This is a genomic window from Sphingobacterium sp. UBA6320, assembly GCF_002440335.1.
GTDB lineage: Bacteria > Bacteroidota > Bacteroidia > Sphingobacteriales > Sphingobacteriaceae > Sphingobacterium.
Genome location: NZ_DJTA01000016.1, coordinates 69,362 through 83,491 on the forward strand (window position 1 = coordinate 69,362; position 14,130 = coordinate 83,491).

Annotated in this window: 14 protein-coding genes; 9 read left to right on the plus strand and 5 right to left on the minus strand. The window is 34.2% G+C overall.

The features are described from left to right. The first annotated feature begins 81 nt into the window (after nt 1–81). The 5 genes from B3P23_RS09745 to B3P23_RS09765 all read left to right on the plus strand — a co-directional run bounded on the left by B3P23_RS09745 (nt 82) and on the right by B3P23_RS09765 (nt 5,907). Nucleotides 82–1,656 (plus strand): M28 family peptidase, encoded by a 1,575-nt coding sequence (locus B3P23_RS09745; protein WP_293925539.1) that lies wholly within the window; start codon nt 82–84, stop codon nt 1,654–1,656. A gap of 325 nt (nt 1,657–1,981) precedes the next feature. Continuing rightward, entirely contained in the window at nt 1,982–2,995 is a 1,014-nt protein-coding gene (locus tag B3P23_RS09750) for a carboxypeptidase-like regulatory domain-containing protein (protein WP_293925540.1), read from the plus strand. A 120-nt stretch (nt 2,996–3,115) separates the two neighbouring features. After that, nucleotides 3,116–4,669 (plus strand): hypothetical protein, encoded by a 1,554-nt coding sequence (locus B3P23_RS09755; RefSeq protein WP_293925541.1) that lies wholly within the window; start codon nt 3,116–3,118, stop codon nt 4,667–4,669. A 46-nt stretch (nt 4,670–4,715) separates the two neighbouring features. Then, nucleotides 4,716–5,612: a DnaJ C-terminal domain-containing protein gene (locus B3P23_RS09760; RefSeq protein WP_045755103.1), complete on the plus strand. Its 897-nt coding sequence runs from the start codon at nt 4,716–4,718 to the stop codon at nt 5,610–5,612. A gap of 4 nt (nt 5,613–5,616) precedes the next feature. Continuing rightward, nucleotides 5,617–5,907, plus strand: coding sequence for a chaperone modulator CbpM (locus B3P23_RS09765; protein ID WP_293925543.1), 291 nt, complete (start codon nt 5,617–5,619; stop codon nt 5,905–5,907). A gap of 23 nt (nt 5,908–5,930) precedes the next feature. Here B3P23_RS09765 and B3P23_RS09770 read toward each other — a convergent pair whose 3' ends face one another. The 5 genes from B3P23_RS09770 to B3P23_RS09790 all read right to left on the minus strand — a co-directional run bounded on the left by B3P23_RS09770 (nt 5,931) and on the right by B3P23_RS09790 (nt 10,333). Next, nucleotides 5,931–6,821, minus strand: coding sequence for a hypothetical protein (locus tag B3P23_RS09770; protein WP_293925545.1), 891 nt, complete (start codon nt 6,819–6,821; stop codon nt 5,931–5,933). A gap of 41 nt (nt 6,822–6,862) precedes the next feature. After that, nucleotides 6,863–8,518, minus strand: a complete 1,656-nt coding sequence (locus B3P23_RS09775; RefSeq protein WP_293925547.1) for a TonB family protein — start codon at nt 8,516–8,518, stop codon at nt 6,863–6,865. 27 nt (nt 8,519–8,545) lie between these two features. Beyond that, a complete protein-coding gene (locus B3P23_RS09780; protein ID WP_153195015.1) occupies nt 8,546–8,920 on the minus strand; it encodes a BlaI/MecI/CopY family transcriptional regulator in 375 nt (124 codons plus the stop codon). Between the two features lie 302 nt (nt 8,921–9,222). Further along, nucleotides 9,223–9,627: an alternative ribosome rescue aminoacyl-tRNA hydrolase ArfB gene (gene arfB / locus B3P23_RS09785; protein ID WP_052627713.1), complete on the minus strand. Its 405-nt coding sequence runs from the start codon at nt 9,625–9,627 to the stop codon at nt 9,223–9,225. After that, nucleotides 9,617–10,333, minus strand: coding sequence for a DUF1003 domain-containing protein (locus B3P23_RS09790; protein ID WP_045755098.1), 717 nt, complete (start codon nt 10,331–10,333; stop codon nt 9,617–9,619). The genes arfB and B3P23_RS09790 overlap by 11 nt, the downstream gene beginning before the upstream one ends. Nucleotides 10,334–10,490: 157 nt before the next feature. Between B3P23_RS09790 and bshA the strand changes: the two genes are divergently transcribed. The 4 genes from bshA (at nt 10,491) to B3P23_RS09810 (ending at nt 14,116) form a co-directional block, all read left to right on the plus strand. Next, nucleotides 10,491–11,627: an N-acetyl-alpha-D-glucosaminyl L-malate synthase BshA gene (gene bshA / locus B3P23_RS09795; protein WP_045755097.1), complete on the plus strand. Its 1,137-nt coding sequence runs from the start codon at nt 10,491–10,493 to the stop codon at nt 11,625–11,627. Between the two features lie 77 nt (nt 11,628–11,704). Beyond that, nucleotides 11,705–12,409, plus strand: coding sequence for a UMP kinase (gene pyrH / locus B3P23_RS09800; protein ID WP_021189335.1), 705 nt, complete (start codon nt 11,705–11,707; stop codon nt 12,407–12,409). A gap of 30 nt (nt 12,410–12,439) precedes the next feature. Then, nucleotides 12,440–13,003 carry a ribosome recycling factor gene (gene frr, locus B3P23_RS09805; protein WP_045753624.1) on the plus strand — a complete coding sequence of 188 codons (564 nt, stop codon included), beginning with the start codon at nt 12,440–12,442 and terminating at the stop codon, nt 13,001–13,003. Between the two features lie 132 nt (nt 13,004–13,135). Then, nucleotides 13,136–14,116 (plus strand): sugar phosphate isomerase/epimerase family protein, encoded by a 981-nt coding sequence (locus B3P23_RS09810; RefSeq protein ID WP_045753623.1) that lies wholly within the window; start codon nt 13,136–13,138, stop codon nt 14,114–14,116. Nucleotides 14,117–14,130 lie beyond the last annotated feature (14 nt).

Sequence of the window (14,130 nt, forward strand, 5' to 3'; positions counted from 1 at the left end):
AACATAATTTAATAAGCGGGGAAGAGGTACATATACTTTTTCTCCGTTTTTTTTGTTCTATTTGTTCTAAATGAAAAAACAATGAAAAAATTATTTAGTTTAATTTGTCTTATTTCTTCTATCTATAGCTGTGCCGTAGCCCAAAACCCAGCGGCCAAGTATGCTAACTTGATTACTGAAGAATCGTCAAAAAAACATCTTACCATTCTAGCATCGGTAGATTTTGAGGGACGTGGCACGGGTCAAAAAGGTGGCAGGCTGGCTACTGAATACATTGCAAATGAATTTAAAAAATTGGGATTAAGTGCACCGGTTGATGGTAAATATTTTCAACCTGTGAGTTTATTGAAAAATAGTTATCAAGTTAAAAATTTCAAAATTGATGGACGCCCTTTTGTTAATGGACAAGATCTACTGGCATTGGGTAATAATGAACTAAAATCCATCAATGATAATGAAATTATTTTCATTGGTTATGGCATCGATGACCCTAAATATTCGGATATTAAAGGCCTTGATCTGAAAGATAAGGTCGTACTGCTACTTAATGACAAAGAACCTGTTGATGAAAAGGGGAAATCTGTCATTACTGGAACATCTAAACTATCAGAATGGTCCACCGTCCGCAATAAGAAAATCAGAGAGATTTTGAAACATAAGCCTAAATTAGTATTAGCGTATACAGAGGATCTTGGCACATGGTTAGAAAATGCTGGTGATCGTGCTACTGAAGGTCGCTTCAATTTAGCTCAGGATCAAGCCGCTCCTGAAACCAATCCAATGCCAATCGTAGTCAATATTACAGACCATTTAGCAAATTATATTCTGAATCAAGGAAAAACTAGTCTTGCAAATATCACGGCTAAAATAAATCGCAATCAAAAACCACAATCTTTTGCGATCAAGACAGTTATTAATACGCAATTGGGTATAGTAACAGAACAATTCACAGATCCAAATGTATTGGGTCTGCTTGAAGGATCTGATCTAAAAGATGAAATCATTGTGATTGGTGGACATTATGATCACGATGGTAAGAGTGCCAATGGTACAATCTTCCCAGGAGCCGATGACAATGCGTCTGGTACTACTGCAGTGTTGGAACTGGCGAGAGCTTTTAGCCAAGCGAAAGCTGAAGGTAATGGTCCTCGAAGAAGTATATTATTCATCACTTATGCTGCCGAAGAAAAAGGATTATTAGGTTCTAAGTATTATACTGAAAATCCAATTTTTCCACTGAGCAATACGGTTACCTGTATTAATATTGATATGATCGGCCGTATTGATAATAAACATTTAAATGGTAATCATAACTATATACATGCTATTGGAGCAGATAAATTAAGCTCAGAATTGGCTACCATCAATAAAGAAGCGAATGCTAAGTCTAGCCAGTTGGAACTGGATTTTATGTATGATGATCCTCAAGATCCTATGCGATTATATTATCGTTCGGACCATTATAATTTTGCAAAGAAAGGTATACCTTCTATTTTTTACTTCTCTGGCTTACACCCTCATTATCACACACCGGATGATACTGTGGATAAAATTAATTTCCCTATTATGGTTAAAAGAGAGAAGTTTATTTTTCAAACTGCATGGGATGTTGCAAATCGTGATAAAAAACCTGCGGTAGATAGTCAAAAAGAATAGTCTTAAAATACGATAACATTTGAAAGTGGCTCCGAAGGAGGCCACTTTTTTTATGGCTAATATTATTTATTTGATGTACTATGGCTTTAGCGTGCACGTATCGATCTTGACTACCAGTTGACAGCCTCCTGAACTAATCATTTAATTGTATATTGAAGATATCATCTGTAAATCACCTCTTTAATAGTACCTCTTATGCATAGCTGTTTGGTCAACCACGAGCAAAATACCGACGAGTTGTTAAAAATAAGTTAATTAATAACCTTTACATAAAAAATCAATTATCTTAGAGAGCAATAAACCAACCTTTACCCTAAGATCAATTATGAAGCTATATCTAATCGTATTGCTATGCTTATTTTTTAATTATGCCTTTTCCCAAAATTCTGGAAGTTTGAGTGGTACTGTCGTTGATCAAGACAATAAACCTCTTGAAAAGGCTACCGTTTCTATTCTGATGCAACAAGATTCAGCTGTACTCTCTTATTCTTTAAGCAATGGGAAGGGGGAATTCAACTTTGTTAAGCTTCCTGCGAATAAAAAATTGATCTTATACATTTCTCATATCAACAGCAATAACCATCATCAAGATATTGTATTGGCTGTTGAAGAAAAAAAACAATTAGATACAATCAAACTTGGAGGTAAGCTTTTAGATGAAGTAGTCATATCAGTAGCTCCCCCTGTTCGGATGAATAAAGATACTCTTGAATACAATACTGATTTTTTTAAAACAAGACCAAATGCTAACGCCGAAGAACTTTTAAAGCAGCTACCTGGACTACAAATCAATATGGATGGTACTATTTATTATCAAGGTAAAGAGGTGTCGCAAGTAAAAGTAAATGGAAAAGATTTTTTTGCAACCGACCTACGCATAGCAACTCGAAACCTAGATGCTTCTCTTATTAAAACGGTACAAGTATATCGTGATAAAGGTGAATCCAAAAAGATAGTGGAAGATGAAGAAAAATTGCCAATCACCATCAATCTAAAATTCAAAAAAGATTTTCTCAAAGCTAGTTTTGGCAAATTATATGGGAGTGCGGGTACTAGAGATCGCTATGAAGCTGGGGGACTATTCAATACTTTTCGAGATACACTACAAGTGAGTTTTATCGGTTTTGGTAATAATATCAATCGGGAAAGTTTCGACTATAATGAACTTAATCAACATGGTGGACTGGGAAGATCCGAAAATTATGGGTTTAACGATTTTGGCGGACGAAATTATAATGGAAAAGCAAATGATATAGCAGCAGGATTTAACCTCAATAATGACTGGGGGAAAAAAAGTAAGCTAAATATCATGTATATGTTAAAATACAAGAAAGAATAAGGACAAAATACCGGAAATCAAACTGCTCTTTTTGACAATGTCGAACAATTTAATGAAAATGAATATAATACGTACAACAATTCATTATCACATAATGTCAATTCTCTTTTTAGATATAGGATGGATACTACCGCCTATTTTGAGTTTATCCCTAAGATTTCGATCACCAATAATGATGGACATAGTGATAGTTGGATGAGGACGTATACAAAAGAGAACTCGTTAAACTATAGTATCAATAACAACAAGACCGAGAGGTCTAATTTCAACTATGATCATGGGTTTTATATTGAAAAACTATTACATAAAAACCATATTATCTCATTAAGAAATAACATCAATATTAGAAATGATAAAGAAGAAGAAAACGGAAATCAATGGACTCAAATTTTTCAAAACCCAGTTCCAAGTTCTAGTTTATTTGAAAACAAAAGGAAAAACGAAAAATCAAATAGTACCAATACTTTTCTAGGATATAATAATAAAAGTATTGAAAAATTAAATTTTGACTTTTACATTTCTTTTAACACAATTGAGCAAGGCCCACAAGAAAGTATATACTATGATCGGGATAGTACAGGCATCGTACATGGTGAACAATTTGAGAATAGCTATCGGTTTAAATCGGAAGAATATATATCTGGAATTAAATTCTTTTGGAAACCCGTCAAAAAATTATTCGTAAATTTTGGCACTGCCTATGCAATTAAAGATAATCACTTTAATTTATTGAAGATTAATGAGCGAAAATCGACATCCAATGGATATTGGCTTCCTAATATTAATATCCGATTTCATGATTTTGATGTCTCTTGGTCAAAAGATCTGGAGTCACCAGCGACATATAGAACTCAGGTTGTGACAGATACTTTGAATCCGCTGATAACCCGATTACCATCTTTTTTTTACGAAAATATTCTTCGGCAAAATGCTAGATTCTCCTTTAATAAATACAAACAAAAATACCAGGTCGGTATTCATATCAATATAAATTATAAAGATAAAAGTGAAGGCTACAAAAGTTGGAGAGATGTATCTAATGGTCACTATACGGTCCAATCATTTCAAGCTAGATCTACAAGTAACCAAAGCTTTTATCTCTATGGAAGATACAATTTTAAATCAGGAAAAGATTGGACTTTTTATATTTCTCAAAATACTAGTTTATACACTTATCAGCAATATGCGTCTATCAATAATGTGGATAATAAATTAACAAACCTAGGTATAAATCTGACGCAAGAATTTTCTATTACTTGGAAAAATCTAATTGGTTTTACACCGAAATACACGTATAGCTGGAATAAATCCATGAACTCTGTTAAAAACAATCCTGACTTTCTAGAGAATGCTTATGAAACTCACAAAATCGGAGCGGGACTAAATATAAATCCTTTAAAAGGATTTTCTTTGGAAACTTCTTATTCTTTGGAAAATAGAGCAAGTGGTTTAAATGAAAGAGAAAATTATCATATCTTAAATTCATCTTTTTATTATACCCTGAAAAATAATTCTCAAATTAAGTTAACAGGTTTTGATATATTAAATCAAAATAGACAAAACTATTGGGGCAACAGCGGAAATACAACTTATTTCCAAAATACTATTACTTTGAGACAATACTTTTTATTGGGATATATTTATAAATTTAAAGTAACGAAATTGAAAAATTAAACAAACATGGTTTTGATTTGTTGAAACTATAGCAAATATATTAAATATGGCATTTGTAGATTACTATAAAGTACTAGGTATTGAAAAAACCGCATCTACTGATGATGTGAAAAAGGCGTATCGCAAATTAGCGCGAAAATATCATCCTGATCTTAATCCTAACGATGAGGCTGCGAAACAAAAATTTCAGGAAATCAATGAGGCAAACGAAGTGCTTTCAGATAGTGAAAAGCGTAAAAAGTACGATCAATATGGAGAAAACTGGCAACGTGGTGAGGAATATGAGAAAGCACAGCAGCAGTATCGTCAATCGGGAGGCAATACCTATGGTGGATCTCAAAGCTACTCAGGTAATTTTGACGATGGACAATTTTCTGATTTTTTTGAACAAATGTTTGGTAGCAGAGCCGGTGGTGGAAGAAGAAATAATTTCCGTGGTCAGGATCTGAATGCCGACTTAGAGTTGACACAACAACAAGCGTACACCACGCATGCACAGACCTTTACCATTAATGGAAAAAATATCCGCATCACCATCCAAGCTGGTATGGAAGATGGTCAAAAAATAAAACTAAAGGGTCTTGGTAGTGAGGGACTCAATGGAGGGCCCAAAGGCGACCTTTACATCACTTTTCACATTGTTCCCGACCCGAAGTTCAAGAGACAGGGAAATGATCTGTATACGTCTTTAGATATTGATTTATACACCGCTATTTTGGGAGGTGAGGGTATTCTTGAGACATATGGTGGTAAAGTAAAACTTAAAATTCATCCGGAAACACAAAACAATGCCAAAGTAAGATTAAAAGGAAAAGGTTTCCCTATCTATAAAAAAGAAGGTGAATACGGTGATTTATATGTCACTATAAATATTGTTATCCCGACTAATCTAACGGATAAAGAAAAGGAACTATTCCAACAATTAGCTGATCTAAAAAAATAATCTCATGGAACGGACTCTTATAAAATTATCGGATTACTGCCTTTCAGGGAAAGCTGAAATCACGTTTATTGACACGCTAAATGAATATGGTCTTCTGCACATTATCATTGAACAAGAGGAAAAATATATCGAAGAAGATCAACTTAAAGATTTGGAAAGATTTTCGGATTGGTATTATGATTTGGATGTCAATCCCGCTGGTATAGAGGTTGCCCATCATCTTATTCAAAAAGTAGAGGCACTTCAACATGAATTGTACCGATTAAAAAAACAGCTTAAATCTTGGGACTCATAATTCCAAGATTTAAGCTGTATTGGTCAATGCTTATCATGGTCTAAATGATCATCGTTAACAACTACTTCCTTTCGCCAAATAACACGATGCTGCAGATCTGTTAATTCTAACTGATATATTCCTTTACAAACAACAAAAGATCCATATGATTGGCCTGGCTGTAGAAGTCTATAGATGATTAGTTTCGTTGCGCCATCGCCATTTTGCAAAAAACCTTTCATCAATGTGTAATTTTCTCGTTGAATGAAATCAGTTGGGATTTTATAATCAAAATGACCTCTACTACTATCATCAGGACAAAGAATCTCCGTGCGGCTAGGTGTAAAAATATAATGCTGACTATACATGGCGGCATTTGAAATGGCAAGATCTTCTATTTGATCAAAATGATCATTATATCTGTCCGGAATAATATAGATCAAGCTTACATACTCTTCTTTTCCTAATTCCTGCTTAAAGGGAATTATAGCATGATAGATCTTACGTCTTTTAAATGTAGTTATTTGATAATAATATTTTCCTTCTTCAGTTCTTTTAATTGAAAATCCATCTTTGGAGATTAAATTTTTTGTATTTTTAAAACGTTCGCTAGTTTTATTATTGATTAAACTAATCAATCTGAATGTGCTATCACCAGTACTCTGCCCACTAAATAAAACAGTATAGCCAGAAGTGGAATAACCGAGTTTCTGGATGAGCTGCTTATCACTTTTTGACAGATGACCGGTCTGCAATCCAATTTTTGTCTTTTTATCATAATTTAAGAAATGATTCCCCACATATACCGACATATTGCGGTCAACATTAACAAAATATTCATCCCCCTCGACTATAAACCCTTTGGGCGTAAACTGATAGGATGATCGGCATGAAATCAAGACGATCACTGTAAATAATATAACAAGAATTTTCATGATATGTCAAAAATAAAGCTCCCTGGAAGGAGCCTTTAAGTTTATTGAATGATTGTGTTTAATCGGATGGGCAATGTGTAAGCAACGCGCACAGTATGTCCGTTTTGAATGCCAGGCCTCCATTTTTCAGGATAATTTTTAATGACATCAACTGCCGCCTGACCGGTTCCATACTTTAAATCCTTTTTAATTTCTACATTGGAAAGGCTTCCATCCTTTTCAACAATAAAACTAACTTCTACTACACCGTTTATTCCGTTTTTCAATGCTTCGGAAGGATAGCTATAATGAGCACCAATATATTTCATGAATTCTCCCATGCCCTGAGGGGGATTAGGTTTTACTTCGACAGCACTAAATATGGTATTTGGTCCTGGATTACTATCTTCTTGAACTGTTGATGAGCTCTGCAAAATGTATTTTTGATTGCTATCATGAGATACCTGATCTTTAGTGACTATAGGAGGAGGAAATTTGACATGATCGATTTTAATTGGAAGTGTAAATGCAACACGTACGGGCTTTCCTTTGTGAATTCCTGCTTTCCATTTTTTCCCATTTTTAACAACGGCTTCAGCTGCTGGAGCAGATCCAAATCCTAAATCATTTTTTGCTTTCACATGGGTTACGCGACCATCTTTTTCAACAGTAAATCCTACTGAAATTGTACCTGTTATATGGTTGTCAGTCATTTCTTTTGTATACTTGAAATTCTGACCAATGTATTTCATATAAGCCTGCATACCTCCAACTGGCTGAGGTAAGACTTCAGGTCTAGCATAAATTTTATCCTCTTGCATTTCAATCAGTGAACTTACGGCATGTGACACTACTGGTAATTTTACATCTATGACTTTAATCAGTTCGGTCTTAGCATCGACTGTATTATTTAAAACAAGTCCTGCAAAACCAATGATACCAGCAATTGGAATCATCAAAGTATATTTCCATTGATTGGATTTTTTTGATCTATTTTGAAATAACATCATAATTCTCTTTTTTAAAATGGACTCACTGGCAAACTCATGTGATAAGATATGAGTGGGCACGCGAAGTGCATTTGCGATTAATAATTCTGCATAAGATGTTTTATCTGTTGCAGCACAAAGTTGATCAGCAATACATTCATGCTGAAATTTCAATTCTTTGATATAAAAAAAAAGTACAGGATTGAACCAGTTAAAAATTCGGACGATCTCTATTAATAAAATATCATAAGAATGACCTTGCTGAACATGAACCAATTCATGACGATAAATGATGGTATTGTGCTTAGCTTCCTGACCGATATAAATAAAACTTAGAAAAGAAAATGATGTGTTTCCCTCTGATTGATTAAATCGCTGATAAAGTCTGATTAATCGAATCAAAAAATACAGAACTGCAATGGATATCGAAAGCCAATATATGAGCTCAAAATTCCAGTTTAATTGCGAAAAATGATGCTGATGAACGATTTTGATTTCAGGAATACTCAATTCGGCCAATTCGAGAGAGATAGCAGGCATTAACTTCGCTTTATAAGCTAGATTGGATAAATCTATAAACCGTATCGCTGGTAGAGTAAAAGACAATACTACTGCACTCAATAAATAAACTCTATTTCCCTGAAAAAAAGTTAGTTTGCGCAAAAACACATGGTAAATGATATAGAATGCAATTAAACTTAAATTGGCTAAAATGAGATAAGCGATCATAATATGGGATTTAATTGTTGAAAAACACTACATTTTCTTTTGTTTTGCAATCATCTCTAATAACTCATTGACTTCACCAAGGTCCAACTTATTTTCTTCTAAAAAATAAGATAGCATACTCGTAGCTGAGTTATCAAAATAATTATGCAATAGTTTTCCTGTTATTAGTTTTTTATATTCTTCTTTTGAAATCTTTGGGATATAACGATGGCTTTTCCCATAAGATTCGTGCTCCAGAAAACCCTTGGTTTCCAAAATGCGCACTATTGTAGAAACTGTATTATATGCTGGTTTTGGTTCTGGTAAACGATCGATCACTTCTTTAACAAAGGCTCCATTCATTTCCCATAGCTCATGCATAATTTGCTCTTCAGCTTTTGTAAGTTCTTTAATTTCGTTCATAACTCTTTTAATAAAAAGGCACGTCTGCCGATAATCGATTATATAACAAGTATAAAACTAAAAATTTAGTTATCCAACTAAAAGATTAGTTATTGTATTTAAAATACTAATAATGAGGAATATAAAATAAATTAGGGTCTATAATTGTATTAAAGATTTCCATATATTTTATAAAGAAGTTTCTCTAAATCCCGTGTTTTGATTTAAAGCGTTAAAATAATAAGGGGGTTAACGATCATGAATAATTTTAAATGCTGTGGAGTAGCTATTTAAAATTAATGATTGGAAGCACAGATACTTTTTTAATCTCCACTCCATCGACGATTATTTTTCTTTTCGGCCTGTTTAGCCTTTCGATCTAATCGATCTAAAACTTTACGATATGGTATTTTTGTCTTCTTACGAGATTTCATAGGCGTCAAAGCGGTATTGACGATATGCAAAAAACGTTCTATAGCTATTTCTTTATTTTTTAATTGGGAACGATCAGTATCACATTCCAACTGAAATATCGCTTCTTTATTAATTCTATTACTTAGAACATCCGTAATCAATGTTTTCTGATCTTCATTTAGGCACATACTTTCCAAAACGGGCCATTGTAATAGCACTTTGGAAGACACTTTATTAACATGTTGTCCACCTGCGCCACCTGAACGCGTAAATTTGAATGTTAATTCTTTTATTAATAATTCCTTATTTATCATGAGTATTTCTCTCTAATTTATCTATTTTTTCAATTAGATCCTTAATGATATCGAGCTGAAACTGTTGCATTTCGATTAACTCTTGCTCTTTATGAATCAATAAATGATCAACTTTTTCATGTAAAGTACGAATCTCCAATTCGGCCTTTAGATTGATCATATAGTCATTTTGAGCACGTTTTCGATCCTTATCTTCTTGTCTATTTTGACTCATCATAATGACGGGAGCTTGTAGTGCTGCTATACATGATAATAACAAATTGAGCAAAATAAATGGATATGGATCGAATCCCTTATCATTTAACCAATACATGTTAAAAAAGATCCAACACATCAAAAATGCCAGAAAAGATAAGATAAAGGTCCAACTTCCTCCAAAATTAGCGACTTTGTCTGCTATGCGCTCACCAAAAGATTCTTTGATTTCTTCTTGGTCGATTGAAGCACTGAGTACTTGATTGTTACTTAAACTTTCAACCACTAACTTATCAAGCTGTTTCAACTCTCCCAATTCATTTTTTAAAATCGTGGAAATATATTTTTCTTTATATCCGTCCAATTCATTAGATGAAATCAACGATTCTTTGGAAAATTGTGGAAAGTCTTCTTTAACAAGATCAAAAATGGAGCTTCTTAATGTTGATCCCAGGACTTTACTACTGATCGGAAAAGTTTTTCCTGATATGCTACTTACAAAAGTCTTCATAATATGTTTTCTTAATACGGTACAAGATAATTTTTTTCAATCAATAAAGTGTCAACAACATCTCATGACTCTGAGTTATGCTTAAAAAAATTATTGCATTCGTGTGATAGGCTGTTTTACAAAATAATCTTTAATTTGCAGTAAATAAAAAAGCATTATGAAAATTGGGATTGTATGTTATCCAACATTCGGCGGTAGTGGCGTCGTAGCGACAGAACTTGGAAAGGCTTTGGCTACGCATGGACATCAGGTTCATTTCATCACTTACCGGCAACCTGCGCGCTTAGACTTTTTTTCGGAAAATCTATTTTATCATGAAGTCGCTGTTTCACAATACCCACTTTTTGATTTTTTACCTTACGAATCGGCATTGGCGAGTAAACTGGTGGATGTTGTCCGTTTTGAAAAATTGGACGTTATTCATGTTCATTATGCCATCCCACATGCTTCAGCGGCCTTTATGGCTAAACAAATTTTGTTAACATATGGCATTAATATTCCTGTTGTAACAACACTACACGGTACAGATATCACTTTAGTTGGTAAGGATAAAAGTTTTAGCCCTGTTGTGACGTTTTCCATCAATCAGTCCGATGGTGTAACGACGGTATCACAAAGTTTAAAAGATCAAACGCTTACATTTTTCGATATTAAAAGAGATATTCAAGTTATTCCAAACTTTATTGACTTGGAAAGATTCAGTATCAAAGATCGCTCTCATTTCAAAAGAGCAATTGCTCCCGGCAATGAGCGTATTTTGATCCATACTTCAAACTTCAGAAAAGTAAAAAATACAGGTGATGTTATTCGTATTTTCCAAAAAGTAAATGAACATATTCCGAGTAAGCTATTGATGGTCGGTGACGGTCCTGAACGAACCAACGCGGAAGAATTGTGTCGTGATCTGGGTGTATGTCAAGATGTTCGATTTTTAGGAAAGCAGGATGCTGTAGAAGAAATTTTATCGGTATCGGATCTCTTTCTAATGCCATCAAGTTCCGAAAGTTTTGGTCTTGCAGCTTTGGAGGCAATGGCTTGTAAAGTTCCCGTTATTTCTACCAATACAGGGGGATTACCGGAACTGAATGTAAATGGTGAGACGGGTTTTTTAAGTGACATCGGTGATGTGGATGAGATGGCAAAAAATGCGATCTATATATTAGAGGATAATGATCGTCTAGAAAAATTTAAAGATGCTGCATTAGCACGCGCGAAAACATTTCAGCTCAGTAATATCATGCCCCAGTATGAAGAATATTATAGAGAAGTGATAGAAAAAGTTAAAAATTCCTAATAAATATAACTTTCGTCCTTATCGGATGAAAAAAAAATTTTATCTTTGGCCTTTGGAGAATTTCCAAAAAAACAATTATGAAATACAAACGTATCCTATTAAAACTTAGCGGCGAATCCTTAATGGGAGACCAAAGCTATGGCATTGACATCAAGAGAGTTGCACAATATGCAAAAGATATCAAAGAGTTACATACTCAAGGTTTAGAAATTGCTATTGTTATTGGTGGAGGTAATATCTATAGAGGTTTAAGTGCAGAGCAGTCTGGTATGGACCGTGTACAAGCGGATTATATGGGCATGTTAGCAACTGTCATTAATAGTATGGCGCTGCAAGATGGTCTTGAAAAAGTAGGTTTAAAAACTCGTTTGTTGACAGCAATCAAGATGGAACAGATCTGCGAGCCTTTTATTCGTAGAAGAGCTGTTCGTCACTTGGAAAAGGGACGTATTGTGATATTCGGAGCGGGAACTGGTAACCCTTATTTTACAACAGATACTGCAGCTTCGCTTCGTGCTATTGAAATTAACGCTGATGCCGTTTTAAAAGGTACTCGTGTGGATGGTATTTATACGGCAGATCCTGAGAAAGACCCTTCTGCTACTCGTTTTGATGAAATTTCGTTTACAGAAGTTTATCAAAGGGGTCTAAATGTCATGGACATGACAGCTTTTACATTGTGTCAAGAGAACAACTTACCGATTATTGTGTTCGATATGAACAAACCTGGTAACTTGTCAAAATTAGCAAATGGAGAACCAGTAGGTACTATCGTACGCTAATCATAAAAAAGAAAAAAACGATATTAAGATATGAATGAATTGATTTCACTTGAATTGGACGATTGTAAGGAGAGTATGTCCAAAGCTGTTTCTTTTACAGAATCAGAATTAACAAAAATTCGTGCCGGAAAGGCTTCGCCCGCTATGTTAGATGGTATTTCCGTAGATTACTATGGATCTCCAACTCCATTGTCTCAAGTTAGTAATATTAATACAACTGATGCACGTACAATTGTTATCCAACCATGGGAAAAACAATTGATCAATGCGATTGAAAAGGCTATTACTGATGCTAATCTTGGTGTAAATCCACAAAACGATGGTATTGTCATCCGTTTGGTAATTCCTGCTTTGACAGAAGAAAGAAGACGCGACCTTGTTAGAAAGGCAAAAGAAGAAACTGAAAAAGGCCGTGTTGTCGTTCGTAATATCCGTAAAGAAACTAATGAGTCTTTGAAAAAGTTGAAAAATGACGGAGCTTCTGAAGACGAAATTAAAGTTGGTGAAGCTGAGGTTCAAAAATTGACTGATTTATTTATTGCAAAAGTCGATAAATTAGCTGAATTAAAAGAAAAAGATATCATGACGGTATAATTTTCTTCAATAAAAAAGAAAACAAAAAATGGGGATGTAGGTAATACATTCCCATTTTTTGTTTATAATAATAGTTTTCTTTAAAATTAGTTGTAACTTAATCCTTACTAAACTACAAACAAATTAAACAGTATGAATAATTCACGCCGTCAATTTATCAAAAAAGCTGGTCTTGGACTTTCTGCCGCATATTTCCTACCACAGTTGCTCTCTTGTGAAAATAAAAAAATGGGTATTGATTCTCCCTTTACCAACCTAGGGGTGCAGCTTTATTCTATTCGTGATCTGATGGCAACAAATCCAACAGATTCCTTACAGCAGGTTGCAAAGATTGGCTATAAACACGTAGAGACATATGGAATAGATCCCGCTACAAAATCTTTTTGGGGTCTAGATTACAAAGCCTTAAAAAAAGTATTGGATGATAATGGATTAAAGTCGCACAGTGGTCATTACGACATGTCAAAATACTTTAGTCGTAATCATCAGGATAAAGAGGATCTGAATATCTACTTTGATGCCGCAAAAGAACTTGGTCAAGAGTATGTCATAGCCCCAGTATCTCCCATGTTTGACATTTCGGCTTTGAAGAAAGATGATTATCTATACATAGCAGAACAATTGAATAAGGCTGGTGAAGAGGCTAAAAAGCATGGATTGAAAGTTGCTTTCCATAATCATTTTTGGGAATTTAGGGATTTAGGTAATGGTACTAGAGGTGAGGAAGTTCTATTAGCATTTACTGAACCTGATCTGGTTGATTTTGAGCTTGATTTATATTGGGCTGAAAAAGCGGGAATGAATCCAGTCAGTTTGTTTGAGAAATTCCCTAATCGATTCAAATTATGGCATATCAAAGACATGGATAAAGGGTTTACTAAAACAATTGTCGGTCCTGAATTTGATAAATTAGATTTCGGTGCGATCTCGAAAGAAGTGAAATATACAGAGGTGGGTACTGGTCATATTGATTTCATCGCTATCGCTCAAGCGAAAGCAAAAGCAGGTTTAAAATATGCTTTTGTAGAACAAGATGACATTTATATACCTAACAAGTTTGAGAGTTTAAAAAAGAGCTACGACTACGTACAGGAGCATTTAGGGAAAATATAATAACAAAATAAAAG